Below are 25466 nucleotides of genomic sequence, written 5' to 3'. Positions count from 1 at the left end.
CGGGTTACCGTGCCCGCATGCAGACGAACAATCCGCGACGAGGCCCCCTGCGACTGACGCGCCGGGGCCGGATCCTCCTCATCGCGACCGGAGCCGCAATGGTGGCCGCCGGGGTCGCGGTGCCGTTGCTGCTCATGCCGGGTGGCGGCGATGAGGCGAGGCAGCCCGTGTCGCTGGTCATCCCCGAGGGGTGGCGAGCCGGACAGGTGTACGAGGCCGTGGACAAAATTCTTCGTGTGCCGGCGGGATCCACGAAGAAGGCCGCGAGCCAGGTCGATCTGAAACTTCCGCGCGACGCCGGCAAGAACCCGGAAGGGTACCTCTTTCCGGCCACCTATCCGGTCACCGAGAAGTCGACCCCGGAAACGCTGCTGGCGTACATGGTCGACACGGCGAACAAGCGGTTCGGCGGCGGCAAGGTCACGGCGGGCGCCCAACGCAACTCGCTGAACGCCTACCAGACGGTGACCGTCGCCAGCATCGTCCAGGCCGAGGCCGCCGACAAGAAGGACATGGGCAAGGTCGCGCGGGTCGTCTACAACCGGCTCGAACACGGTATGCCGCTCCAGATGGACTCGACCATCAACTACGCGCTGAACCGGAACTCGCCGACCACCACCCTGAACGACACGAAGATCGACAGCCCCTACAACACGTACAGCCGCATGGGGCTGCCGCCGACCCCGATCGCCAACCCCGGGGATGACGCCATGCGGGCGGCCCTCAACCCGACTCCCGGCAACTGGCTGTACTTCGTCACCGTCAAACCGGGTGACACCCGCTTCACCGCGGACTTCGAGCAACAGCAGAAGAACGTGACGGAGTTCAACCAGTACCACCAGAGTGCCAAGCCCTCCGGTACACCGACGGCACTTCGGTGACCCGTCCGGCCGCGGCCCCGGTCCTCAGGCCGCGGCCGGCACCTCCGCCAACAGCCGCCTGATGTCCGTCACCGCGGCGCGCCCGGCCCGATTGGCGCCGATCGTGCTCGCGGAAGGCCCGTAGCCGACGAGATGGACACGTGGGTCGGCGACGGCACGGGTCCCCTCGACGCGGATGCCGCCGCCCTGCTGGCGCAGTCGCAGCGGCGCCAGATGGTCGATCGCAGCCCGGAATCCGGTTGCCCAGAGGACCACATCGGCCTCGACCCGGCTCCCGTCGTCCCACTGCGCACCTTCCGGTGTGAGGCGCGCGAACATCGGGAGGCGCTCCAGAACGCCCTGGGCCCGTGCCGCGCGGACCGCGTCGTTGACGCCGAGGCCCGTGACCGACACCACGCTCTGGGGCGGCAGCCCCTGCCTGACCCGCTCCTCGACCAGGGCGACGGCGGCGCGCCCGTGACTCTCGTCGAAGGGCCCCTCGTGGAAGACCGGCGGCCTGCGCGTCACCCATGTCGTCGCGGCCGCGTACGGAGCGATCTCCATCAGATGCTGGGTGCCCGACGTGCCCCCGCCCACCACGATCACCCGCAGCCCGGCGAACTCCTCGGGGCCCCGGTACTGCGCGGTGTGCAGCTGCCGGCCCCGGAAGGTCTCCTGTCCCGGGTAGCGCGGCCAGAAGGGGCGGTCCCAGGTGCCCGTGGCGTTGATCAGTGCCCGCGGGGCCCACGGTCCCGCGGACGACTCGACGAGTAGTCGTCCCTCCTGCCCCTCCCGCACGGCATGTACATCCACCGGACGCCGCACCGGCACGTCGAAGGCGCGCTCGTACCGGTCGAAGTACTCGCCGATCACTTCGGCCGACGGGCGCGAGGGGTCCGCATCGGTCAGCTCCATGCCGGGCAGGGCATGCATGCCATGCACCTTGCCGTACGTCAGCGTCGGCCAGCGGAACTGCCAGGCGCCGCCCGGGTGTGGCGAGTGATCGAGGACCACGAAGTCCCGTTCCGGTTCGAAACCGGTCCGACGCAGGTGATAGGCGCTGGACAGACCCGCCTGTCCAGCGCCTATGACGACCACGTCCACGTCCTGTGCCGCGTTACGCGCCCCGATGTTGTTCACGCTTCCACTAACTCTGTCGTGGTGCGAGATCTTCCCCGGCAGCCGGGGATACCGGGAGCTACCTCCCTCCGGCCACCAGCAGCGGCGCCCCGCCCGGAGCCGAGGCCGGGCGTCCGTTCGCCGCCGGAACCCCGGACAGGGGCGACGGCGGAATGCGGGGCAGCAGCCCGCGGCTTGCCAGGTCGGGGAGCACGCCCTCGCCGAACCAGTACGCCTCCTCCAGATGCGGATACCCGGAGAGCACGAAGTGCTCGATGCCGAGCGCGTGGTACTCCTCGATCCGGTCGGCGACCTCGGTGTGGCTCCCGACCAGCGCCGTGCCCGCGCCCCCGCGCACCAGACCCACGCCCGCCCACAGGTTCGGGGAGATTTCCAGGCCGTCCCGGGAACCACCGTGCAGGGCGAGCATGCGCTGCTGCCCTACCGACTCGCTCCTGCCGAGCGCCTGCTGGGCGGCGGCGACCGTGTCCGCGTCGAGGTCGTCGAGCAGCCGGTTCGCGGTCGCCCATGCCTCCGCCGACGAGTCCCGCGAGATGGTGTGCAGGCGGATACCGAAGCGCACCGTGCGCCCCTCCCGCTCGGCGAGACCACGGATCCAGTCGGTCTTCTCCTTGACCTGCTGCGGCGGCTCGCCCCAGGTCAGATAGACGTCCGAGTGCCGCGCGGCGACCGGGCCCGCGGCCGGTGAGGAACCGCCGAAGAAGATCTCCGGAAGCGGGTCCGGCGGCAGCGCCGTCAGCCCGCCCTCGATCCGGTAGTGCTCACCGGCGAAGTCGAACGGCCTGCCTTCCCACACCCCGCGCACCACGGACAGGAACTCGTCGGTGCGGGCGTAGCGCCGGTCATGGTCCAGGTGGTCGCCGAACCGCCGCTGCTCGGTCGAGTCGCCGCCCGTGACGACGTTCAGCAGCAGCCGGCCACGGGTGATGCGCTGATAGGTGGCCGCCATCTGCGCCGCCAGCACCGGCGAGATGACGCCCGGCCGGAACGCCACCAGGAACTTCAGCCGATCGGTGTGCTGCGCCAGTGCAGCCGTGGTCAGCCAGGCGTCCTCGCACCATGTGCCCGTCGGTGTCAGCACGGCCTCGAAGCCCAGCTGCTCCGCGGCCTTGGCGATCTGCGTCAGATAGTCGATGTCGGGCGCCCGCACTCCGCCGACCGGGGTGATGCGGGAGCGCGTGATGCCGCCGTCCGTGTAGGCATGCCGGTCGACCAGCGTCCGGCCGTCACCGCCGGTGGGCAGGAACCAGTGAAGGTGCACGGTCATGGTTCAGGACTCCTTGTACGTGAGCGGGGCGGTGGTCGACGGCGGCAGGTCGCCGTTGAAGCGGGGGTCCACGAAGCTGCTGAAGTCGATCTTCCGGGGGATCAGTTTCAGGTCGCTGAAGGCGTCGGCGATCCGCTGTTCCGATGCGACGGCGGCCTTGTCCACGGCGACGGGCACGCGTGTGCCGTTGCTGCGCTTCACCGAGGCGAGTGCAACGTCGTAGGGAAGGCCGGTGTCCTTCGCCCAGACCTTCGCCCACTGCTCGGGGTGCTGGTGGACCCAGACCTGGGCGCGGTTCAGGCGCCTGAGGTAGTCGGCTATGGCAGCGGCCTTCTTCTTGTCCTCGAGTGCGCCGGGCGCCGCGACCTGGAAGCCGAGGCCGTTCACCAGGCCTTCGCCCGTGGTGAGGATGCGGCCCTGCTTCGCCTGGAGCACCTGTGAGGTGTACGGGTCCCAGACCGCCCACGCGTCCACCTTGCCGCTCGTGAAGGCGGCCAGCGCGTCCGCGGGCTGGAGGTATCTGACCTTGACGTCCCGCAGGGTGAGCCCGACCGCCTTCAGCGAGGCGATCAACTGGTAGTGCGCGGAGGAACCCTGAGCCACGGCGACCGACTTGCCCTTGAGGTCCCGTGGACTCGTCAGGGGTGAGTGACGGGGGACGAGGATGGCCTCGCCCTTCGACGTACCGTGGGACGCCGCCACGACGGCAATCTTCGAGTCGGCGCCCGCGGCGAAGACCGGCGGGGTGTTGCCGACACCGCCGATGTCGACGGCCTCGGCGTTGATGGCCTCGAGGAGCGGCGGGCCCGAGGTGAAGGTCGACCAATGGATCCTGTAGTCGATGTCGTCGAGTTCTCCGGCAGCGCGCAGTACCGCCTCGGAACCACCCTTCTGGTCCCCGACGTTGAGCGTGAGGGAGCCCTTGCCGTCGGTGCGGCCGCCGCCCGCGCCACCGGACGAGGTGTCGGCGGACGAGATACCGGAGCAGGCGGAGAGCAGAAGGGCCAGGGGGAGGAGCAACAGTGCGGGGGCTGGACGTTGTTGCATGCTGGGTCCGTTCGATCCGTTCATGAGCAGGGGTGGCCCGGTTGGGCCGGCGAGAGGGGACAGAGGGAGGGAGCGGGGAGCACCGAGGGCGTCAGGACCGGCCGGCAGCTCGGGCGTCCGTCGTCGTGTGGACACCGAGGCGGTTCAGGAGACGTGCGCGCAGCTCCGCGAAGCGCGGGTCGGCGATGTCGCGCGGACGGTCCAGGCCGACCCGGGACTCGTGCGCGATGACGCCGCTGTCCATGACCAGCACCCGGTCGGCGAGCAGCAGCGCCTCCTCCACGTCGTGGGTGACCAGCAGTACGGCGCAGCCGCGGCGCTGCCACAGTTCACCCACGAGCCGCTGTGCCCTGATCCGCGTCAGCGCGTCGAGCGCGCCGAACGGCTCGTCGAGCAGCAGCAGATCGGGCTCGCGGACCAGAGCGCGGGCCAGGGACGCACGCTGGGCCTCGCCGCCGGAGAGCGTCTTGGGCCAGGCGTCCGAGCGGTGCGCGAGGCCGACCTCGGTCAGCGCCTTCTCGGCGACCACGCGCTCGGGTCCGCCGGGTACTCCGAGCAGCACATTGCGCCACACCTTCTTCCACGGCATCAGTCGCGGGGCCTGGAAGGCCACGGCCTTGCGCCGGGGGACGAGCACGCTGCCCTCGATGTCACGGTCGAGCCCCGCGAGGATCCGCAGCAGTGTGGACTTTCCGCAACCGCTGCGTCCGAGCAGAGCCACGAATTCGCCCGCCCGTACGTCGAGGTCGAGGCCGTCGATGACGGCGCGGCCGCCGAAGGTGCGTGTGAGCCCCTGCACGCGGACCGCGGAGCGGCCGCTCTCCGGGGCACCTTCCGGGCCGATGCCGTCGGCCGCCCGCCGTGTCGCGGGCAGGGTCTGAGCGGGGGTGCCGGGCACGGCGGTCACCGCCCCGTGAACGTCGGACGCCATTGCAGCAACAGCCTTTCGAGAGTGCGTACCACGAAGTCGGCGATCAGGCCGAGGAAGGCGTAGACGATGAGGCAGACCACGATCACGTCGGTCCGCAGGAAGTCGCGCGCCTGCACCATCAGAAATCCGATGCCGGCGTCGGCGTTGACCTGCTCGGCGAAGACGAGGGCGAGCCAGGCGATACCGAGCGAGTAGCGCAGCCCGGTCATCGCCCCGGGGAGTGCGCCCGGCAGGACGACGTGGCGCACCAGTCCCCAGCGGGACAGGCCGAGTGACTCCCCGGCCTCGATCAGCTGTGCGTCGACGCCACGGATGCCCGCGTACACATTCAGATACAGCGGGAAGGAGACGCCCAACGTGATGATGGCGATCTTGGGGGCCTCGCCGATGCCGAACCAGATGATGAACAGCGGAATGAGCCCGACGAACGGCACCGTGCGCAGCATCTGGACGGTCGTGTCCACCAGGTCCTCGCCGATGCGGAAGAGTCCGGCGAGAAGCGCGAGCGTCGTGCCGACGACGGTGCCCAGCAGCAGGCCTCCCGCGACACGCTGAAGCGAGACCCCCATCGCGGACGGCAGTGAACCGTCGGCGATCAGATGACCGCCCACCCGGGCGATGGTGCCGGGGGACGCGAGCACGGACGTCGCCAACACGCCCGTGGCGCTGAGGATCTGCCACACGATCAGCAACAGGACCGGGCCGGTGGTGCGGCGGAGCCAGCGGGGGACCCGGGCGCGGCGGGCGGAGGACGGGACGAGGGCCTCCAGCTGGAGGGAGGCGGAGACCTGCGCCACGGCCGCCCGGCTTCCACTCCGGACATCGACCTTGGAAATGTCCTGAGTGCCGGTTGGGGCGGGCGAACCGGGCGGGGCATGACTGATGCTCACGAGGGCTCCATGGCAGGAGGGGGGAGGCAAGAGGGAGGTGGAGAGCCGAGGAGTCCGCCATCCGGGACCGCAGGAACGCAGTCGGCAGGCCGAAGTCACCAGCACCGAAGCCGGCAGGCCCAAGTTCCCGGGAACGAAGTCCCCGGGGCCGATGTCAGCAGGACCGAAGGCGGCTGGACGGGAAGGCGTTGGCCGGGCGAGGCGTTACGCCCGACTGACGGACGGGCCGCAGTGCTTCAGCGGCTCGGTCCGGACACCCCGGCGACCGCACAAGGGCAACAGACAGCCCGGGTACGGCCATGGGATGCGACGGGAGCCGCGGAGCGGGAAGTTGAGGTGAAAGGGCGTCAGTGCCCGCGGCGACACGCGGCGGAGGCCACCCGCAGCAGGTCGATGTGACCGCGCGTGGTGAGCAGAACTGAACGCAACATGCGGCTGAAAGTAGCCACAGTGCCGCCGCGTGGTCAACGGCGTCTCGAAAGGCGGACGCAGGGTCCGGGGAACGAGCGTGCCTCGCGGTCCTCGTGGCGCCAAGTGCGCGACGATGGACCCATGTCGGATGCCTTCACCACCCGTGTTCTGCAGATCGCCACCGGATCGGCCGAGACCGTCAAGGACCTCACCCGGGACTGCGAGTCCTTCCTGGCGGAGGTCGCGGCGGGCCGCGACGGCCTGCTCAACATCTTCGTCCCGCATGCCACGGCCGGGATCGCGATCATCGAGACTGGCGCCGGCAGCGACGACGATCTGCTCGCCGCGCTGCACACCCTTCTGCCGGCCGACAACCGCTGGCAGCACCGCCACGGCAGCCCCGGCCACGGCCGTGACCATGTGCTCCCCGCCTTCGTCCCGCCGCACGCGACGCTGCCGGTGCTGCGGGGAAGCCTGGAACTGGGGACGTGGCAATCGGTCTGCCTCGTCGATACGAACAGGGACAACCCGAACCGGAACGTCCGACTGTCGTTCCTGGGTTGAGGCGGCGCGGAGGGACGACCGTGGCCCGGATGTCCGGCCGCTCCCAGCAGGCCCGGGGGCAGTCAGCGGGTCGATCGACGAGACCTTCAAGGGACAGCTCGACCTTGAGCGCCGCCGAGGTCGCACCCCGGCGGTGCGATCGGGCGCGTGCTCCGGCGGATCCCCGCGCCGACCGCTGCCATTGGGCACAACCACCACACCCGCCGGCCGGTCATGCGGTCACTGACAGCCCGTGATCAGTGACGCGGAAGACGCTCGTCGGCGCGGCGCGGCGCGGCGCGGCGCGGCACTGCACGACACGGCACTGCGCGGCACTGCACGACACCGAGCCGGAGCGGCTGTCCTCACAGCGAGTCCGACCGAGGCCGCTGTCGGCGGGGGGTGCCGGGGGCCGAGACCCCTGGGGGAGTCCCGGCCCGCAGCCCTGCACTCGCGCTACTTGCCATCCAGCGCCGCCACCAGCTGCGGCAGGTCGCCGCCGGCCACGATGAGGGCCAGGTGATCGTGGAAATCCCTGCTGCTGACGATCAGGCCGTCGCGGACCCGCAGCACCTGGATGTTGGCGACCTCGAAGTTCCGCTCCGTCACCCGGTGGTGCACCTGGTAGGTCCATTCGGCGACGATCACCTCCGGGTCGTCGGTCTCCCGGATCACCACATTCGTCGAGGTCAGCTCCACGGGCGAATGCACGGCGACCTCCGCGAACCGCTCCTCGAGTGCGGCCCGCCCCTCGAACCGGCGCGGTCCGACCGGCTGGAAGACAGTCTCCACCAGGGCGTCCTCGGCGTAGAGCTCGGCCAGCTCCGAGAAGCGCCCCGCGGTGATGCCCTTGAGCAGCTTCTGGAAGACCTCGCGCGGTGACAGCGTTTCAGACATGATCAACCCCCAGCCGGCTACGTCGCTAGAATCGGACTAGCGACTCCGGTTTCAAACGATACGGACTGGCGACTCCGGTTGTCCAGGGTGACTCTGCCGTCGGCGGGGAAGGGTGGGAGGGATGAGCGGCGCTCGGGAACGTCCGCTGCGGGCGGACGCGGCCCGTAACCGGGCCAAGCTGCTGGACGTCGCCACGGAGGTGTTCACCACCCGCGGCGTCGGCGTGCCGACCGAAGAGATCGCCCGGGCCGCCGGGGTCGGGGTCGGCACGCTCTTCCGGCACTTCCCGACCAAGGAGGCACTGCTGGAGGCGGTGATGGTGCGCAGGCTGGAGGCGATCGCCGCCCAGGCCGCGCAGCTGGCCGCCGAGTCCGAGCCCGCCGAGGCCTTCTTCGGCTGCTTCCGTCTGGTGATCGACCGGTCCGAGGGCAAGAACGAGTTCGCCCAGGCACTCGCCGCTGCCGGGGTGGACGCGCACGAGGCCCTGCGGGAGTCCAGTGCGGTGATCCAGGCGCAGCTGGCCGAGCTACTGGTCGGGGCGCAACAGGCCGGGGCGGTCCGTCCGGAGCTGGGCCTGCCGGAGCTGATCGCCCTGCTGGTCGGCACCAGCGCGACGATGGAGCACCTCGGAGCCGACCGGGCGGCCCGGCAGCGGATCTTCGAGGTGGTCTTCGACGGGTTGCGGCCGCGCTGAACCGGGCGCGTCGGAATCCCCCCGGGCCTTGCGCAACGGACCGCGGGTCGGCCCGCCGTTGCGAGGGTCGGCGGCCTGCCCCCTGGGGTCGATCATCGGGGCACCCGAGGAGCCCCGATCTTCCTGGCCGGAAGTGCGGTGGGTATCGGTCCGGGAGGGGTCAAGGGCGGCTCCGTCATCGGGGGCGTCGGGGATTCGAACAGCCCGACACCGAGGGATTCCGCCGTCTTTCGTGGAGGCGAATCAGGAAATTCCGAGCCGAGAGCTGCGATTGACTTTCCTCGGGCAACGAAAGGGGTTCTTCCGCAGGGGACGTGCGTTGGCGTTGACCGACGTACCGATCCGGTGCTGCCGCGAGGCCGAGGCTTGGCGGCACGGGTGAAATTGGTGCGGATGTGTGCACCGTGCTAAACTTGACAATAGTTGCAGTTGTGGTTCCCGAAACTTCAATTGCCTTGGCGGCTGTATGGCGTCGGGCAATTTTGTATCTCCGGTGCTCATCCGGACGGGGTTCATTGTGGCAACGCAGGGGTTCACACGGTGTGGGCCCGCGGGCACTGCCCCCAAGGAGATGTGACATGGCTACTGGCACCGTCAAGTGGTTCAACGCGGAAAAGGGCTTCGGCTTCATCGAGCAGGACGGCGGCGGCCCGGACGTCTTCGCCCACTACTCGAACATCGCGGCCCAGGGCTTCCGTGAGCTCCAGGAAGGCCAGAGGGTGAACTTCGACGTCACGCAGGGCCAGAAGGGCCCGCAGGCGGAGAACATCACTCCCGCCTGACGTCGACGGTATGAGTTGGCTGGGGCCCCGCCTTGCGGCGGGGCCCCAGCTTACTGCTTTTTTGCATTCCGCTTCTTTCAGTGTCACATCCGGCCCGTTCTTGCAATTCATCCGGCTCATTCCTGTCGGGAATTCCTCGATGCGTGCCCTGCCGAGGAAGGTTCTCCATGAGCCGTTCAGCTCGCACGAACGACCGTTTCCGTCCACAGGGTCAGGGCCGCCCCGGCGCCGGTCCCGATGACACCGGGCGCCGTCCCTCCGCGCCACAGGGGGAGTTCGCGCTGCCGGTCACCGTCACCCCGGCCCTCCCCGCGGTTGCGACCTTCGGTGAACTGGACATGCCCGTCGAGTTGCTGAAGATGCTCACCGGTCTCGGCGTGAACGAGCCCTTCCCGATCCAGGCCGCCACGCTGCCGAACTCCCTCGCAGGACGTGACGTCCTGGGCCGCGGGCGCACCGGATCGGGCAAGACGCTCGCCTTCGGTCTGGCGCTCCTCGTGCGCACGGCCGGGCAGCGTGCCGAGTCGCGGAAGCCGCTGGCCCTGATCCTCGTCCCCACGCGTGAGCTGGCCCAGCAGGTCACCGATGCGCTCACACCGTACGCCCGGTTGCTGAAGCTGCGGCTGGCCACTGTGGTCGGCGGCATGTCGATCGGCAGGCAGGCCGGCGCACTGCGGGCCGGGGCCGAGGTGGTCGTCGCGACTCCTGGCCGCCTCGTGGATCTCGTCGAGCGCAAGGACTGCCGCCTGGACCGAGTGAACATCACCGTCCTGGACGAAGCCGACCAGATGGCGGACATGGGTTTCATGCCTCAGGTCACCGAACTGCTGGACCAGGTACGTCCCGACGGCCAGCGCATGCTGTTCTCGGCCACGCTGGACCGCAACATCGACCTTCTGGTCCGTCGTTACCTCCATGACCCGGTGGTCCATTCGGTCGACCCGTCGGCGGGCGCGGTCACCACGATGGAGCATCACGTGCTGCAGGTGCACGGAGCCGACAAGTACGCCACCGCCACCGAGATCGCTGCCCGCGACGGGCGCGTGATCATGTTCCTGGACACCAAGCATGCCGTCGACCGGTTCACCAAGCACCTGCTGAGCAGCGGTGTGAAGGCCGCGGCGCTGCACGGCGGGAAGTCGCAGCCCCAGCGCACCCGTACCCTGGCGCGGTTCAAGACCGGAGACGTCACGGCGCTGGTGGCCACCAACGTCGCGGCCCGGGGCATCCACATCGACGACCTCGATCTCGTCGTCAACGTCGACCCGCCCGGCGACCACAAGGACTACCTGCACCGCGGTGGCCGTACGGCCCGCGCCGGCGAGTCCGGCAGGGTCGTCACGCTGGTCCTCCCCGACCAGCGCCGGGACATGGCCCGTCTCATGTCCGACGCGGGCATCAGGCCGCAGATCACGCAGGTCCGCTCCGGCGAGGCCGAGCTGAGCCGCATCACCGGCGCCCAGGCCCCCTCCGGTGTCCCTGCCGACGGCAGCGGGCCGGTCGCGGAGCGCCCGAAGCGCGGCGGCGCCCCCTTCCGCGGTCTGGGCACCCGCCCGGGCCGGCCCGACGGCGGTGGCGAGACTCGCCGGTCCGCTGAGGCACGTCGGCTTGCCGAGGCCCGCAAGGCAGCCCGGGTCCGTCGCGGCGCATAGGCCGGCAACGGTGCCCTCGTACGCTGTGTGCGTGAATCAACCCGGCTTGCGCCACACGGAGATGTGCTTGGTGGAGTCCTGGTTGAACGGCGCCCCGTCCCAGTCCGCGACGCGTCGTTCCAGCTCGAGCCCCGCGATCCGTGCCATCAGGTCGAGCTCCGCCGGCCACGCGTACCGGTGCCGGGAGCTGCCGCGGCGGTAGCAGCCGTCGTGGCCGTCGCGGGTGAAGTGGTGCGAGACCAGGATCTGCTCGACCAGGTCGAAGGTGTCGAAGCCGAGATGCCGCTCGGAGACGTCGAACGGCACCGCGACCTGCCCGGGCGGCAGGAACCGCAGCGGCGGTACGCCCAGCTCGATGACGAACCGGCCGCCGGGCGCCAGATGGCGTGCGGCGTTGCGGAAGCACTCGACCTGCTCGTCCTGCGTGAGCAGGTTCGTGATGGTGTTGTAGACGAGATAGACCAGGGTGAACTCGCCGGGGACGGCTGTCGTGGCCATGTCCCCGACGGTGACCGGGAGCCTGCCCTCGTCGATCTTGCGCCGCAGGACCGCCGCCATGTGCTCGGACAGTTCGATGCCCACCACCGGCACGCCTCGTTCCCGGAGTGGGACGCCCACGCGTCCGGTTCCGATGGCGAACTCCAGCGCCCGGCCGTCTCCGGCGAGTTCGGCAAGGAAGGCGAGAGTCGGTCCGAGCACGGCGGCCGAGGACATCTCGCTCTCCTCGGCGTCGTAGCGGCCGGCGGTCGCACGGGTCCATAGCTCACTGCTCGTCACGGGCCGCCACTTTGCCGGGCACGGCGGGGCGCTGTCGACGCACTTACCTTCCGCCCCGTAACCGCTCGTCGGCGGGGAACGTGCCGCGTCGGAGGACTACGGACCGACCGAACGCCCGCCGCGCTCGCCCGGTGCCACTCCACACGGCCGCGCGTACACGCCGGGCCGCGGTGCAGCAGTCCGCGACCCGGACGCGGCGACGGACCCCGACGACGGAGGGCACTCTGTCGGTCCGTGCGACAGCGCCGTTCGCCCTGCAGTGCGGGACCCGCAGCCGTCAGCGGCGCGGACGCTCGAAAGTGAGAAGCAGGCCCTCGACCGCACCGGGCCCTATACGGCCCTTGACGTCGGCGGACGTGATCGCCTTGAGGGCCCAGCCGTCCTCGGCGTGCTTGTTGAGAACCTTCTCCAGCTTGCCGCTGTCCAGCGCGTCTCCGATCAGTGACTCGCGGAAGGTGACGACCTTGTATTCGAGTGCGTAGGGGTTGCTCATGGCTGGGGCCTTTCGTGGACGGACTGGCTGACGGAAGCGGGGACAGCCAATCACCGTTCGCCGTCGCTCCACACGGCGGGGTGGGGGTCATGTCATCGGTGGGTCCACGGCGTTCGCCGGCCGAGCACTTCTCGCCCGCTCCTCACCTGCACGGCCACCCGAGGGGCTGTGCAGGCGACGGCGGCGGAGATGGGGCGCACCGGACGTGAGCAGGCACGCCGCATCCGGGCGGGGCGGGACACTGCGCCGGCAGAGCGGCTTCGACCACTGTCCCGCGCGGCGGGCCACCGACCCCTCCTGCACCGTCCGGCAGCATCTGCGACGCATCGCCGGGGCGATCGAGGATGGGCGCGCAGCAATCAGAGCGTGATCAGAGTGTGGCCATACATTGTCTACCCGTAAGTAACTTTGGCGTGTTTCCCTGCCGTTCAAGTCGTGGCCATGACAGGCGTGCGGGCGGTCGGACCACCGTTGCCGCGCCGGGCCGACAAGAAAAGAGGGAACGGTATGGCAGGACGTGGAGTGAGCCGAAAGCTCGGCGCGGGGGCAGCGGTCATGATGCTGGGGCTGGGTGGGACGGCCGCCGGCACCGCATCCGCGGCGGCGGCGCCGCGAGCGGAGGCGCGCACCGCCGCGAGCATCTCGGCCCCGGCCGCGAACGTACCGGCTTCGGCCAAGGGCCTGGCGGCCCCGCTCGGAACGCCGGCGGCCCAGGCGGCCGGCGTCGACTACGGCACCTGGCAGCGCGACGTACAGGCCGTCATCGACCAGGCGAAGCCGTACGTCGCCGAGCGCACCGCCCATGCGGCCGGCCAGAAGCTCGCCATCGTCTTCGACGTGGACAACACCACGCTGGAGACCGACTTCCACCCCTGGTACCAGTACCCGACCCCGGCCGTCGGGCCCTCCCTTGACCTGGCCCGGTACGCCAAGTCCCGTGGTGTGGACGTGTTCTTCGTGACAGCCCGCCCGGGCATCATCGAGGGCATCACCAAGTACAACCTGAAGTCCGTGGGCTACCCGGTCTCCGGGATCTACGTGCGTGATCTGGCGGACCTCTTCGACGAGGTCAGCGCCTACAAGACCGCCAAGCGGGCCGAGATCGAGGCGCAGGGCTACACGATCATCGCCAACGTGGGCAACCACGACTCCGACCTGGCCGGCGGCCACGCCGAGCGGACGTTCAAGCTGCCCGACTACGACGGCAAGTTGTCGTAACCGGTCACCAGGTGTCCGCAGAGGGCCTGGAGGGCTCCGGTGCGCCGGAGCCCTCCAGTGCCGTCAGCGCCCACGGGGCGGGATCAGGAGGGCGGAGCGGGCGGACCGGGCGACGCTTTCGGAACCGCCGCACCGAGCCCCAGCCAGTCCAGGGCCTGCCGGGCTCCGAAGTCCCGCTGCCCGCCGCGGAACAGCAGGTCCGCCCCCGCGAACGCCGGGTCGTCGGCCTGCGCCGTCACATACGGAACGGCGATGCAGCGCATGCCCGCCGCGCGCGCTGCCGCCGCCCCCGCAGCCGCGTCCTCCAGGACCACGCAGTCCTCCGGTGCCACGCCCAGCCGGCGTGCGGCCTCCAGGAACACGTCCGGAGCGGGCTTGCCGTGCGCGACCTCGTCGGCCGAGACGGCCAGCGGAAGCAGTGCGGCGAGTCCCGAGCCCGCCAGGACGGCATGAATGGCCTCCGGTGAGGAACCGGACGCCACGGCCATCGGCACCCCGGCCTCGTACAGCCGCTCCACGAACAGGCGCATCTCCGGGTAGACCGGTGTGGCCGCGCGGGCCAGCTCCAGGTAGCGGCGGTTCATGTCCGCGAGCAGTTCGCCGACGGTCGCGCCGATGCCGTGGCGCTCCCTGAGCAGTCGCATCGTCTCCAGGGTGCTGATCCCGACGTAGGCCTCGTGGTCCGCCCAGGTGAAGTCGGTGATGCCGTGCTCGGCGAGCAGGCCGCGCTCCGCCTCGAAGTAGTTCGGTTCGCTGTCGACGAGGGTGCCGTCCAGATCGAGGACCACGGCGAGGCGGCGCAGGTTCATGGCCTCCAGGATTCCAGTGGCGTGCCGAAGGTCAGCGCTGGGGGCGTGCCGCGCGGCCGATGGACTGCACGAGCGGCAGGAGCCGGTGCGGGACGCGCTCGCGCAGGGCGACCTCGGTGCGGGTGCGCACCACTCCGGGCAGCTGGATCAGCTGCTGGATGACGTCCTCCAGGTGGGCATTGTCCCGGGCGACGACACGGGTCAGCAGATCGCCTCCGCCCGTGATCGAGAACGCCTCGATGATCTCCGGCACGGCCGCGAGCGCGTCGCCCACATCGTCCAGATGCCCTTGAGTGACCTCGATGTGGACGAACGCCAGCACCGGATGACCGAGGGCCGCGGGCGACAGGGAAGGTCCCGTCCCGGTGATCACGCCGTCCCGTTCGAGACGGTCCAGACGGGCCTGGAGGGTCCCCCGGGCGACACCCAGGATCCGGGCGTACTCGCGCACGCTCGTGCGCGGCTGTTCCAGGAGCAGCCGCAGGATGCGGGTGTCCAGTTCGTCGACGGCCATGGTCCGTTGGCCTCCTCCCGGTCGCTGATCTCCTTCCAGGACTGTACCAATGGCGCAGCCCGGGCCCGGCCTGTTGAGCCACTGCCCCGGTCTTTGCTAATCCTGTCCGTATCGATGGCGCTGCGCAGCGCCGGACGGCAACGGGGCCGTCCGGAACCCGCGGCGCCTTTCCCATGTCCGCGGGACGCCGGCCGAGGGCTGGCCGTCCGACGACGGACGGATGCCCGAACCAACAAGCGGGCCGAACAGGAAGTCGGGGCGGGCGTACGACGGTGAAGAAGATGTTCATGGCTCCGGACCCGGGGCTGGTACGGCTGCGTGTGTCCCTGCGCGCGGTGCTCGGCATCGGCCTCGCGGTCACCGCCGCGCAGCTCGCCGGACTCTCCCTCGTCGCCTCGATCACGGGCGGACTCGCCGCCCTCCTCTCGCTGTTCACGGTCGCCGACGCGACCGTGCGGCGCCAGGCCGTCACCACCGCGCTGCTGCCGGCCGCCGGGTTCCCCGTGCTCGCGCTGGCCACCGCACTGCACGCGCAGCCGCTAGTGCGCGACACGAGCTGGCTCGCGGTCGTCTTCGCCGGCGTGTACGCACGGCGCTGGGGTGCCCGCGGCAACGCCCTCGGCATCTTCGCCTTCATGATGTTCTTCACCACGCAGTTCCTGCACGCCGTACCGCAGCAGCTGCCCGAGCTGTACGGAGCGGTGGCGCTGGCGCTCGCCTCCGCCGCGCTCGTGCGGTTCGGCCTCTGGTGCCTGGAGCGGCGCGTCCCGCCGCCCGCAGCGCCCGCGCCGCTGGACGGCCGGGGACTCGCCAGGCCCGCGACACGGCAGGCCTTCCAGACGACGGCGGCCTGCGCGTTCGCGATGGCCGCCGGGCAGGTGCTGTCGCACGACCGCTGGTACTGGGCCGTCGGCACCGCCTGGTGGATCTTCGTGAACACCGCCTCGCGCGGCGAGACGCTGGTACGCGGCTTCCGGCGCGTCCTCGGCACGGTCGCCGGAATCGCCGCGAGCCTTCTGGTCGCCGTGCCCCTGCACGGCGCGCCTGCGCCGACCGCCGTCCTCGTGGCGGGCTGCGTCTTCGGCATCTTCTACTCGGCCCCGGTGTCCTACAGCTGGATGATGTTCTGCGTCACCGTCATGGCGGGCCTGCTGTACGGGCTGCTGGGCGTGCTGCACCCGGGCCTGCTGGCGCTCAGGTTCGCCGAGACGGCGGCGGGGGCCGTCGGCGCCGCGATCGCGGTCGCCCTGATCCTTCCGATCACCACCCACGCCGCGACCGACCAGTGGATCCGGCGCGCGCTGCATGCCGTCCACGTGTGCACCGGGGAGGCGGCGCGCCGCATCGCCGGGGACGAGGGCGCCGACCCCGCGCCGCACGTCGCGGAGGTCGAGGCGCTGCTCGGGCGGGTGCGGATGGCACTCGCCCCTCTGGTCCACCCCCTGAGCCCGCTTCGGGCGCGCAAGGCGCGGGCGCGTCAGGTGCTGGCGTTGCTCGACGACTGCGCGCGCGAGGTACGGGGCCTGGCCACCGTGGCCGCCCATCCCGTGGCCTCCCACGACGCCCGGCTGACGGCCGCCTGCGACCGTGTGGAATCGGCCATGGAGACCCTTGTCGGCGCGACGCCCCGGCATCCGATGACCGTGGTTCCCCCGGCCTCCGCCGAGGTGGAGCCGACCGCCGTCGATCACGGTGCGACCTGCGGTCGCGACCGCGCCGACGCCGCCGCTCACGGCCGTGGCCGCCACGTCCTCGTCATCGGCCGGCCCGGCTCGTCGGACGCCGTCGTCCGCCGCCCGGGCGGCGGGGACCCCCTCGCGCCCCACCCCGCGGCGGACCGTGCCCTGGCGCACCTCCACGGTCTTGAGGGAGCGCTCGTTGCACTTCATGCGCCCCTTCGCACTCCTCCGCGCTCCACCCTCGTCAACGCCTGACCCGCATCGCCACCCCAACGCGTGTGACACTCGCCCCGGATTGACGCAATTTCACCGGTCCCTCACAGGGTGGATCAGGGTTGCCCGGGGGTAACCCCTGCGGCATGTCCGCCCGGGATTGCGGGGCCGGAGGGGAGCGGCGGCCGCGGGAGCCGCCCGATTTGGGGGTACGTGATGGGGAAGTCCGCCCGCGACGACGCACGAGACTCGGCCATCGACGAGCCAGGTGGCTGGCTGGACAGGGCAGGGGACGAGGAGGCGACGGCGAGCCAGGTCTCCGGGTGTCCGGTGCACCGTGGCGGAGCGGCGGACCACCATGCGCGCCCACGCCTTCCACGGGCGCGTGAGTCCTCGCACGAACCCCGCTCCGCGACCGTGCCCCGCCTGACCCACGGCGCGATCGCCGCGGCGATCGACGGCGCCGCCTCGCCGAGCGCCGGCCCTGCCGAGGGCGGGCGCACGCCGGCCGCTCCCGGTCTGTGGGCCGAAGCCGTCGCCTTCATCACCCTGCGGCACCGCGAGGAGAAGCTCGGCGACCCCGGCCCGCGCCTCGCGGCCGTGTGGTCCGAGATCGCCGGGACGGGGACGTACCGGCACACGCCCGAGGAGCTCACCTTCGGCGCCCGGGTGGCCTGGCGGAACTCCAACCGGTGCATCGGGCGGCTCTACTGGCGCTCCCTGTGCGTGCGCGACCGCAGGGACGCCACGTCGGCCGAGGAGGTGGTCGACGGGTGCGTGGACCATCTGCGGCAGGCCACACGCGACGGCAGGATCCGACCGGTGCTCACGGTCTTCGCCCCCGACACGCCCGAGCGCCGGGGTCCGCGCATCTGGAACGAGCAGCTCATCCGCTACGCCGGATACCCGCGTCCCGACGGCGGCGTGCTCGGCGACCCCCGCAACACCGGGATCACCGCACTCGCCCGGCGGCTCGGCTGGCCCGGCGGCCCGGGCACCCCCTTCGACGTGCTGCCCCTCGTCGTCCAGGGCACCGACGACAAGCCGCGCTGGTTCCAGCTGCCGTCCGACGCCGTGCTCGAAGTGCCGCTCACGCACCCGGAGTACGCCTGGTGGGGCGAACTCGCCCTGCGCTGGCACGCAGTCCCCGCCCTGTCCGGCATGTGCCTGGAGATCGGCGGCATCTGCTACCAGGCGGCGCCGTTCAACGGCTGGTACATGGGCACCGAGATAGGAGCCCGCGACCTCGCCGACACCGACCGCTACGACCTGCTTCCCGTCGTGGCCGCCCGGCTCGGCCTGGACACGGGCACCGACCGCTCCCTGTGGAAGGACCGCGCGCTGGTGGAGCTGAATCGTTCCGTGCTGCACTCCTTCGACACGGCCGGGGTCACCGTCGCCGACCACCACACCGAGTCCCTGCGGTTCCTCACCCACCTCGAGCGCGAGCAGCGCGGCGGCCGCACCGTGGGAGCCGACTGGGCCTGGATCGTGCCGCCCATCTCCGGCTGCGCCACGCCCGTCTTCCACCGCACGTACGACACCGTCCAACAGCGTCCCGCCTTCGCGCAGCACCCGGAGGCCCTGGCCCGGGCACACGGCGCAACCGACGATCCCTTGGTCTAGACCGATCCCCGAGGGCTGCTACCGTCGGCCGCACCAGCAGGGCGCCGGTACGGCACCAGCGGCCGGGGTCCGGCACGGCAGCACCGGGCATCCGGCGGGGCCTCGGCGACAGGACACCGAGAGGGGACAGCAGTGGCAGTCGGTGGGTCACGAACCGGGCGCGCGTACATCGGATCCTTCACCGCGGCCGGGGGCCCCGGCGTCGTCACGGCGGCCGTCGACCCCGACAGCGGCGCCCTCACCCTGCTCGGCGCCTCGGACTCCGTCGCCGATCCCTCCTATCTCGCACTCGCCCCCGAGGGCGACCTGCTGTACGCGGTCAGCGAGACGGACGAGGGCGCGGTCGCCGTGTACCGCCTCACCGGCGGCACGGCCGAACCGGTCGGCAAACCGGTCCCGGTCGGCGGCAGCGGTCCCACCCACCTCGCCCTGCACGCCGGGTACGTCCTGACCGCCAACTACGTCTCGGGCGGCGTCTCCGCCCTCCGCGTGCGCCCCGACGGCAGCCTCGACACCGGCGTCCCGGAGGTCCTCCGGCACGAGGGGGCCGGACCGCATCCGCAGCGCCAGCAGGGGCCGCACGCCCATCAGGTGCTCCCCGACCCCAGCGGTCGCTGGGCGGTCAGCGTGGACCTCGGAACGGACTCGGTCCGGTCCTGCACCCTGGACGCCGCGGGCGGTCTCGTACTGCACCGGGAGACCGCGCTCCGGCCCGGCTCAGGCCCGCGCCACCTCGCGTTCCACCCGGACGGCGAGCACGCCTACGTCCTCAACGAACTCGCGCCGACCCTCACGGTCTGCCGCTGGGACGCCGCCGACGGCACGCTCCGGCCGCTCACCGAGATCCCCGTGCTGCCCGGCTCGCCGGACGGCGCCGCCTACCCCTCCGAGGTCGTCGTGGCGCCCGACGGCCGGTTCCTGTGGACGGCCACCCGTGGCGAGGACGTCATCTCCGTCCTCGCCCTCGATCCGGCGGGGGAGCGGCCCACCCTGACCGCCACGGTGCCCTGCGGCGGCCGCTGGCCCCGCGACCTGGCGCTGTCCGCGTCCGGCCGTCACCTCTACGTCGCGAACGAGCGCTCGGGCAACGTCACCTGGTACACCGTCGACCCGGACACCGGCGTCCCGCGCCGCGGCGGCTCGGTCCCGACTCCGGCGGCCGCGTGCGTGGTGCTCGCCTGATGCGGCTTTCGGCTGCGGGTGTGGTGTCTGCCTGAAGCGGTCCGCGGCGGCGTGCGTGGTGCCGCTAGAAGCGCCCAGCGGCCGCGTACGCGACGGTCGCCCGAGGCGGCCCGAGCCGACGCGGCCCGCGCCCGGCCCGTGGCCGAGCCGGCCCGTGCCCGACGCGGCCCGCGCGGCCCTGGCCGAGGCCGCCGTGGTCATGACCGAGGGCCCGCCCCCCATACTCGGGGAGCGGGCCCTCGTCGTCGTGCAGCGGCCGCCGTGGCGTCAGAGCACCGGCATGCCCGTGGCCTGCTGCGGGGCGATGCCCAGCGCCGCCGTGTACTTGGACAGCGCGAGCTTGCCGATCGCCGGGTAGGCGCCGAGCGGCTCCGCGGTGGCGCAGCCCGCCTCCTGCGCGGCGGCCTCCAGCAGTGCGGGCTCGATCTCCGGCCCGATCAGGTACGGCGCCAGCGCGAGCTGCGAGGAACCGGAGGAACGCAGCTGCTCGGCCGTCGCCGCGATGGCGCCCTCCTGGTCCAGCGCGGCCGCCATCACCGGCACTGCGAGACGTGCGGCCAGTAGCATGCCGGTGATCCCGGCGGCCTGCACGGCCTCGTCGCCGCCCACCGATGCGAGGATGATGCCGTCCGCCGCGGTCGCCACGGTGAACAGACGGGCGCGGTCGGCGCGCGCCAGCCCCGCCTCGGACAGGCGCACGTGCAGTGCCTCCGCGAGCAGCGGGTGCGGGCCGAGCACATCGGTCAGCTCGGCGGCGGCGCGGCTGTCCATGACGGCCTGCCGGATCGTACGCAGCTGGGCGCTGTCCGGGCCGGCCAGCAGCGGCACCACCACGGCCACCGGACCGTCGGGCTCGGCCACCTCGACACCGGCGGCACGGGCCTGCTCGTAGCGGGCGGTGCGCTCCGCGGCGGTGTGCGCCAGCACGGACTGCAGTGCGGGGAACTCGGCGTCGTTCCCCTCGACATACCCGATACGGGCGTCCAGGCCCGGCAGCTCGGAGCGGGCTATGCTCACGACCTCTTCGGCGAGGCCGCGTGTGGCGGTGCTGGGCGTCCCCGGCACGGCGAGAACCAGCGCCGGGGCGTTCTCCGGTGCGACCGCGGGTTCCGGGCGGCGGTGCCGTCCGGACTGTCGGGGTCGCGGCATTCGTACAGGCAGGCCGGACGCGGGCCCAGTGGGGGAGCTCATGGCGCCGCATGCTACTGGCTTTGGGTGCTTCCCTGTTCGGGGAGGGTGCAGGTGAGCGGTATCTGTCCGACTTTGTCTGATGAATAACGTACGGGTTTATAGTGCGGTAAGGTTCAACTGTCGTATTCTGATGGGCTGGAGAGGGCGTGGGATGGCGCGCCGTCCCCCTTGCGCCGGGTCGAACTGCCCGACGGGCGTCGTTCGGTCACCGACCGACCGGGCAGAAGCGGCGTGTGCCGGGCAAAAGGGGAAGACCCCGCGAGGTAGGGGAAAGCACCCGGCGGGTATCAGAAAACCTGCAGCATCCGCTCGTCGTGCGGGAGTGCCAGGCGGTCGTCGGCGAGGTCAACCGCGAGGCGTACGGCGCCGGCCAGCGGATCGCCCGCCGCGGACACGACCCGGGCCCGCGGCACCAGTCGGGCCAACTCCTCGTGGACCGGACCGATGAGCGGGTCGCCGAGTTTGAACAGGCCGCCGGTCAGAGCGACTTCGCACCCCTCTCCCGGCGGGCACACGGCAGCCGCGGCATCGGCGATGTGGTGCGCGGCGTCCCGCAGAACGGCCACGGCCACCGGGTCGTCCGGGGCGCACGCGGCGACCTCGGGGGCGAAGGAGGCGAGGACCGCCGGGCGGTCGGTGCGGGGGTAGATCCTGCCCGGCAGGCCGGACGCGGGGCCGAACACCGCCTCGGCGCGGGCCAGCAGCGCCGAGGAGCCGCCGCGCCGCCCGTCGTGGGCGCGCAGCGCCGCCTCCAGGCCGGCCCGTCCGATCCACGCACCGCCGCCGCAGTCGCCCAGGAGATGACCCCAGCCGTCCGCCCGGCGCCATGTGGTCAGATCGGTGCCGATCGCGATCATGCCGGTGCCCGCGGCGACGACGGCACCGGGACGGGCCCCGAGAGCCCCCACGTACGCCGTGACGGCGTCGGCGGCCAGCGCGAGCCGGCGCACGCCCAGTTGCCGTCCGAGTGCAGCGGGCAGCTCCGCGCGCAGCGCGTCGCCGAGCGTCGCGAGACCGGCCGCCCCGATGGCGACGGCCGGGAACTCGCCGACGCCCGCCTCTGCCATCAACTGCCTGGCCAGGGGCACGAGTTGTTCGACGAAGTGCCCGGGGTCGATGCCGCGGGCCCCGGTCCGCACCGGCTCGGCGGACCGTGCCACGGAGGAGACGGCCTGCGCTGTGCCGGCGCTGCCGCGCACCGCGACGACGGCCCGCAGCCCGGAACCGCCGGAGTCGACAGCCAGGACGGAGGGCGGCGGGCAGGGGTTCGGCCCGGCCGTGCGGCCGGGCACCGTGTCGTCGCCGCCCGGCCCGGTCACGGCAGCCGCCAGTCCACGGGCTCGGCTCCCTGCCGGACCAGGAGGTCGTTGGCCCGGCTGAACGGCCGGGAGCCGAAGAAGCCGCGGTCCGCCGACATCGGGGACGGGTGGGCGGACTCCACCGAGGGCAGGTCGCCGAGCAGCGGGCGGAGGTTGCGCGCGTCACGGCCCCAGAGGATCGACACGAGCGGCTTGCCCCGGGCGGCCAGCGCACGGATCGCCTGCTCGGTGACCTCCTCCCAGCCCTTGCCGCGGTGCGCGGCGGGGCGCCGGGGCGCTGTCGTGAGCGCTCTGTTGAGCAGCAGAACGCCCTGCCGGGTCCACGGCGTCAGATCGCCGTTGGACGGCTGGGACACGCCGAGGTCGGTGTTCAGTTCGCGGTAGATGTTGATCAGGCTGCCGGGCAGCGGCCGCACATCGGGTGCGACGGAGAAGGAGAGCCCCACCGCGTGCCCCGGCGTGGGGTACGGGTCCTGCCCGACGATCAGCACCCGGACGTCGTCGAAGGGCTGCTGAAAGGCGCGCAGCACATGCTGTCCCGCGGGGAGATAGGTCCGGCCGGCGGCGATCTCCGCACGGAGGAAGTCGCCCATCTCGGCGATCCGCCCGGCCGCGGGTTCCAGGGCCTTCGCCCAGCCCGCCTCGACGATTTCATGCAAGGGTCGTGATGCCACGGGGCGTCACTCTACTGCCGTACCGGCGCACGCGATCAACCGTTGGCCGAAGGCCTCGGCACCGCCTCGCGGGCGCAGCCCGAACCGGCGGTCTCACGCAGCGCGATGCGGCCGCGGCACACAGCCCGAACCGGCAGTCCCGCGCGGACCGTTGCGCGCCCGCCTCGTCCGTCGATCGCAGCCACGCGCCGGAGCCGCCGGTCCGCCGGCCGGCCACTCCCGCCGGCGCACGCCCCACCGGGACGCCCGCTGCCCGTGCACGCCCCTGCCCTCGGTCGCGGACTGTCGCACCCGGGCGCCGCGCCCGTCAGCCGACGACTGCCGCCCGTACGCACAGCACGTCCGGCAGGTGCCGGGCCAACTGCTGCCAGCTGTCGCCGTCGTCCGACGACGCGTACACCTCGCCGTTGCGGTTGCCGAAGTAGATGCCCGCCGGGTCGGCGTCGTCCGTGCACATCGCGTCGCGCAGCACCGTGCCGTAGTGGTGACCGTCCGGGAGTCCGGTGGCCAGCGGCTCCCACGTTCTGCCGGCGTCGGCGGTGCGGTAGACACGGCAGCGGCGTCCGGCGGGGACACGGTCCGAGTCGGCGTTGATCGGGAACACGTAGGCCGTGTCGGCGCGATGGGGGTGCGCGGCCGCTGCGAAGCCGAAGGTGGAGGGCAGCCCAGCGCCGATGTCGGTCCACCGCCCGCCCCCGTCGTCACTGCGGTAGACGCCCCAGTGGTTCTGGAGGTACAGCCGGTCCGGGTCGGCCGCGTCCTGTGCGATCTTGTGGACGCACTGCCCGAACTCCGGGTCGGGGTCGGGCAGGAACACCGCGGAGACCCCGGCGTTCGAAGGGGACCAGCTCGCCCCGCCGTCCCGGGTCCGGAACACTCCCGCGGTGGACACGGCGACCGTCACCGTCTGCGGGTCACGCCGGTCCGTGATCACCGTGTGCAGCCCCTCACCGCCACCGCCCGGCACCCACTGGGAGCGCGTCGGGTGCTCCCAGAGCGAGCGCACCAGCTGGAACGTCTCGCCACGGTCCTCGGAGCGGTAGAGCGCCGCCGGCTCCGTGCCCGCGTAGACGACCTCGGGCTCGGCCGCGGACGGATGGAGCTGCCACACCCGCTCCAGCGACGCGCCCGTGTCCTTCGGGAACCTGACGGCCGGCTCGGTGGGCTGAGACCAGGTGGCGCCCAGGTCGTCGGAATGGAACACGGACGGGCCGAAGTGCGAGTCCGTACCTCCGGCGAGCACCCGGGGTACGGCGTCGCGGGTGTCGATCGCGACCGAGTACACGGCCTGCGCGGTGAAGTACGGGTCGTCGTCGAACTCCCACCGCCCGCTGTGCCGTCGCCCGATGAACAGACCTTTCCGCGTGCCTACGGTGAGCAGTACGTCGGCCATGCCGACCACCTCCGGACGTCGTTGTCTCAGACACGGGCCAGTCTGCACCTCACCACTGACAGTCACCCCCGGGCGGACGTTAGCCCAGCTCAGCGCGGCGCGGTCCGCGCGACCCCGGATCTCCGCCGTGGTTCACCCACAGGGTTTCGGCCACCGCGGTGCGCGGTGCCCGGGCGTCGGGTTCCGGCCACCGCGATGGGCAGCGGTCCGCCCGCAGGGTTGCGGCGCCCTGCGGTGCTCAGACGCCCGCGCGCAGACGCGCCGCGACCGATGCGATCACCCCGGGCCCGACTCGGCAACAGCCGCCGATCAGCCGTGCCCCGGCGGCCCGCCACTCCGCGACCCGGGTGGCAGCGAAACGGCTCGGCCCCACCCAGGACCTGGTCCCGTCGTCCCAGCGCTCGCCGCTGTTGGGGTAGACGACCACCGGCTTCCCGGTGATCCGCGCCGCGAGCGCCACCGCGGCGCCGGCGTCCGCCGGATCGCAGCAGTTCACACCGACCGCGAAGACCTCGTCGGCGTCGGCGGCCAGCGCGAACGCCTCTGCGAGCGGCTGCCCGGCCCGCGTACGGTCCCCGGCGATGCTGTACGACAGCCACGCGGGCACACCCAGGCCGCGTACCGCCCGCAGCAGGGCCCGCGCCTCGTCCGTGTCCGGGACGGTCTCCAGGGCCAGCGCGTCGGGCGCCGCATCGGCGAGGACCTCCAGCCGGGGGCGGTGGAAGCGCTCCAGCTCGGCCACGCTCAGCCCGTAGCGCCCGCGGTACTCGGAGCCGTCGGCGAGCATCGCCCCGTAGGGGCCCACCGACGCGGCCACCCACAACGGGCGGTCCACGCGTGCCTGGTGTGCCGCTTCGCGCGCCAACTCGACGCTGGACCGCATCAGTCGGCCGGTGCGGTCGGCGCCGATGCCGCGCCGTGCGAATCCTTCGAAGGTGGCCTGGTAGCTCGCCGTGATGGCGACGTCCGCGCCCGCCTCGTAGTAAGCGAGGTGGACGTCCTTGACGGCCACGGGCCGGTCGGCGAGCAGCCGGGCCGACCACAGCTCGTCGCCCAGGGCGTATCCGGCCGCCTCCAGCTGGTTCGACATCCCTCCGTCGAGGACGACGGGACCCCGCGCGACCGCCTCCACCAGGCCGGCCGCGTCGTGGGTCCGCCGGTGTGCGCCCCGAGCCGGTACGTCCTGTTCCCGTCCGTCGTTCACGCCGTCGACGCTAGTCGACGCACGGCCGGAACGGCCGCGCGCGCAACGCCGTGCCCGCCG

General features: G+C 72.1%; 25 protein-coding genes and 1 pseudogene. 10 read left to right on the top strand and 16 right to left on the bottom strand.

From position 1 onward, the window contains the following. Nucleotides 1-17 precede the first annotated feature (17 nt). Nucleotides 18-881, top strand: a complete 864-nt coding sequence (mltG, locus tag ACWCP6_RS26225; RefSeq protein ID WP_450935003.1) for an endolytic transglycosylase MltG — start codon at nt 18-20, stop codon at nt 879-881. A gap of 24 nt (nt 882-905) precedes the next feature. Here the strand turns inward: mltG and ACWCP6_RS26220 are convergent, their stop codons facing one another. From ACWCP6_RS26220 to ACWCP6_RS26195, 6 genes are all read right to left on the bottom strand, one after another. Further along, on the bottom strand, nt 906-2000 hold the full coding sequence (locus ACWCP6_RS26220; RefSeq protein WP_450935002.1) for an NAD(P)-binding domain-containing protein: 1095 nt from the start codon (nt 1998-2000) through the stop codon (nt 906-908). 58 nt (nt 2001-2058) lie between these two features. Further along, on the bottom strand, nt 2059-3267 hold the full coding sequence (locus ACWCP6_RS26215; RefSeq protein WP_450935001.1) for an LLM class flavin-dependent oxidoreductase: 1209 nt from the start codon (nt 3265-3267) through the stop codon (nt 2059-2061). A 3-nt stretch (nt 3268-3270) separates the two neighbouring features. Next, the gene (locus ACWCP6_RS26210; protein ID WP_450935000.1) at nt 3271-4314 is read right to left on the bottom strand and encodes an ABC transporter substrate-binding protein; all 1044 of its coding nucleotides are present in this window, start codon (nt 4312-4314) and stop codon (nt 3271-3273) included. A 91-nt stretch (nt 4315-4405) separates the two neighbouring features. Beyond that, the gene (locus tag ACWCP6_RS26205) at nt 4406-5245 is read right to left on the bottom strand and encodes an ABC transporter ATP-binding protein (protein ID WP_450934999.1); all 840 of its coding nucleotides are present in this window, start codon (nt 5243-5245) and stop codon (nt 4406-4408) included. Continuing rightward, entirely contained in the window at nt 5218-6042 is an 825-nt protein-coding gene (locus tag ACWCP6_RS26200; RefSeq protein WP_450934998.1) for an ABC transporter permease, read from the bottom strand. The genes ACWCP6_RS26205 and ACWCP6_RS26200 overlap by 28 nt, the downstream gene beginning before the upstream one ends. 440 nt (nt 6043-6482) lie before the next feature. After that, nucleotides 6483-6566, bottom strand: a complete 84-nt coding sequence (locus tag ACWCP6_RS26195) for a putative leader peptide (protein ID WP_351373514.1) — start codon at nt 6564-6566, stop codon at nt 6483-6485. A 121-nt stretch (nt 6567-6687) separates the two neighbouring features. Between ACWCP6_RS26195 and ACWCP6_RS26190 the strand changes: the two genes are divergently transcribed. Together ACWCP6_RS26190 and ACWCP6_RS26185 are read left to right on the top strand one after the other, a co-directional pair. Then, on the top strand, nt 6688-7110 hold the full coding sequence (locus ACWCP6_RS26190) for a YjbQ family protein (protein ID WP_450934997.1): 423 nt from the start codon (nt 6688-6690) through the stop codon (nt 7108-7110). A gap of 70 nt (nt 7111-7180) precedes the next feature. Further along, nucleotides 7181-7353 (top strand): annotated as a pseudogene (locus tag ACWCP6_RS26185) (IS982 family transposase); the annotation flags it as partial. A gap of 192 nt (nt 7354-7545) precedes the next feature. On the opposite strand, the gene ACWCP6_RS26180 reads toward ACWCP6_RS26185, so the two are convergent. Further along, nucleotides 7546-7986, bottom strand: coding sequence for a nuclear transport factor 2 family protein (locus ACWCP6_RS26180; protein WP_450934996.1), 441 nt, complete (start codon nt 7984-7986; stop codon nt 7546-7548). A gap of 121 nt (nt 7987-8107) precedes the next feature. Here ACWCP6_RS26180 and ACWCP6_RS26175 point away from each other — a divergent pair, with 121 nt between their 5' ends. The 3 genes from ACWCP6_RS26175 to ACWCP6_RS26165 all read left to right on the top strand — a co-directional run bounded on the left by ACWCP6_RS26175 (nt 8108) and on the right by ACWCP6_RS26165 (nt 11114). Continuing rightward, a complete protein-coding gene (locus ACWCP6_RS26175) occupies nt 8108-8680 on the top strand; it encodes a TetR/AcrR family transcriptional regulator (RefSeq protein ID WP_450934995.1) in 573 nt (190 codons plus the stop codon). 578 nt (nt 8681-9258) lie between these two features. After that, nucleotides 9259-9462 (top strand): cold-shock protein, encoded by a 204-nt coding sequence (locus ACWCP6_RS26170; RefSeq protein WP_067004365.1) that lies wholly within the window; start codon nt 9259-9261, stop codon nt 9460-9462. A 167-nt stretch (nt 9463-9629) separates the two neighbouring features. Next, nucleotides 9630-11114, top strand: a complete 1485-nt coding sequence (locus ACWCP6_RS26165; protein ID WP_450934994.1) for a DEAD/DEAH box helicase — start codon at nt 9630-9632, stop codon at nt 11112-11114. Nucleotides 11115-11150: 36 nt separating this feature from the next. On the opposite strand, the gene ACWCP6_RS26160 is transcribed toward ACWCP6_RS26165, so the two are convergent. Together ACWCP6_RS26160 and ACWCP6_RS26155 are read right to left on the bottom strand one after the other, a co-directional pair. Further along, nucleotides 11151-11891 carry a class I SAM-dependent DNA methyltransferase gene (locus ACWCP6_RS26160; protein ID WP_450934993.1) on the bottom strand — a complete coding sequence of 247 codons (741 nt, stop codon included), beginning with the start codon at nt 11889-11891 and terminating at the stop codon, nt 11151-11153. A gap of 277 nt (nt 11892-12168) precedes the next feature. Continuing rightward, complete coding sequence (locus ACWCP6_RS26155) at nt 12169-12384, bottom strand: DUF4177 domain-containing protein (protein ID WP_450934992.1); 216 nt, start codon at nt 12382-12384, stop codon at nt 12169-12171. Between the two features lie 507 nt (nt 12385-12891). On the opposite strand from ACWCP6_RS26155, the gene ACWCP6_RS26150 reads away from it, so the two are divergent. Continuing rightward, on the top strand, nt 12892-13602 hold the full coding sequence (locus ACWCP6_RS26150) for an HAD family acid phosphatase (protein ID WP_450934991.1): 711 nt from the start codon (nt 12892-12894) through the stop codon (nt 13600-13602). Nucleotides 13603-13685: 83 nt separating this feature from the next. Here the strand turns inward: ACWCP6_RS26150 and ACWCP6_RS26145 are convergent, their stop codons facing one another. Beyond that, nucleotides 13686-14411, bottom strand: coding sequence for an HAD family hydrolase (locus tag ACWCP6_RS26145; protein WP_450934990.1), 726 nt, complete (start codon nt 14409-14411; stop codon nt 13686-13688). Between the two features lie 31 nt (nt 14412-14442). Continuing rightward, the gene (locus ACWCP6_RS26140) at nt 14443-14925 is read right to left on the bottom strand and encodes an Lrp/AsnC family transcriptional regulator (protein ID WP_450934989.1); all 483 of its coding nucleotides are present in this window, start codon (nt 14923-14925) and stop codon (nt 14443-14445) included. Nucleotides 14926-15206: 281 nt separating this feature from the next. On the opposite strand from ACWCP6_RS26140, the gene ACWCP6_RS26135 reads away from it, so the two are divergent. The 3 genes from ACWCP6_RS26135 to ACWCP6_RS26125 all read left to right on the top strand — a co-directional run bounded on the left by ACWCP6_RS26135 (nt 15207) and on the right by ACWCP6_RS26125 (nt 19625). Next, on the top strand, nt 15207-16859 hold the full coding sequence (locus ACWCP6_RS26135) for an FUSC family protein (protein WP_450934988.1): 1653 nt from the start codon (nt 15207-15209) through the stop codon (nt 16857-16859). Nucleotides 16860-17033: 174 nt separating this feature from the next. Further along, nucleotides 17034-18443 (top strand): nitric oxide synthase oxygenase, encoded by a 1410-nt coding sequence (locus ACWCP6_RS26130; RefSeq protein WP_450934987.1) that lies wholly within the window; start codon nt 17034-17036, stop codon nt 18441-18443. A gap of 132 nt (nt 18444-18575) precedes the next feature. Beyond that, nucleotides 18576-19625, top strand: a complete 1050-nt coding sequence (locus ACWCP6_RS26125) for a lactonase family protein (protein WP_450934986.1) — start codon at nt 18576-18578, stop codon at nt 19623-19625. Nucleotides 19626-19892: 267 nt separating this feature from the next. On the opposite strand, the gene ACWCP6_RS26120 is transcribed toward ACWCP6_RS26125, so the two are convergent. From ACWCP6_RS26120 to mmuM, 5 genes are all read right to left on the bottom strand, one after another. Continuing rightward, nucleotides 19893-20816, bottom strand: coding sequence for a sirohydrochlorin chelatase (locus ACWCP6_RS26120; RefSeq protein WP_450934985.1), 924 nt, complete (start codon nt 20814-20816; stop codon nt 19893-19895). A 287-nt stretch (nt 20817-21103) separates the two neighbouring features. Further along, nucleotides 21104-22108 (bottom strand): N-acetylglucosamine kinase, encoded by a 1005-nt coding sequence (locus tag ACWCP6_RS26115; protein ID WP_450935064.1) that lies wholly within the window; start codon nt 22106-22108, stop codon nt 21104-21106. Between the two features lie 23 nt (nt 22109-22131). Then, on the bottom strand, nt 22132-22809 hold the full coding sequence (locus ACWCP6_RS26110) for a uracil-DNA glycosylase (protein ID WP_450934984.1): 678 nt from the start codon (nt 22807-22809) through the stop codon (nt 22132-22134). 307 nt (nt 22810-23116) lie between these two features. Next, on the bottom strand, nt 23117-24202 hold the full coding sequence (locus ACWCP6_RS26105) for a WD40/YVTN/BNR-like repeat-containing protein (RefSeq protein ID WP_450934983.1): 1086 nt from the start codon (nt 24200-24202) through the stop codon (nt 23117-23119). Nucleotides 24203-24440: 238 nt separating this feature from the next. Beyond that, nucleotides 24441-25337, bottom strand: a complete 897-nt coding sequence (gene mmuM, locus ACWCP6_RS26100; RefSeq protein WP_450935063.1) for a homocysteine S-methyltransferase — start codon at nt 25335-25337, stop codon at nt 24441-24443. Nucleotides 25338-25466: the final 129 nt, after the last annotated feature.

The sequence above is a fragment of the Streptomyces sp. NPDC002004 genome (genome assembly GCF_053593975.1).
The sequence above is the reverse complement of the archived record's forward strand: the minus strand, read 5'-3'. Positions and strand labels throughout refer to the sequence as shown.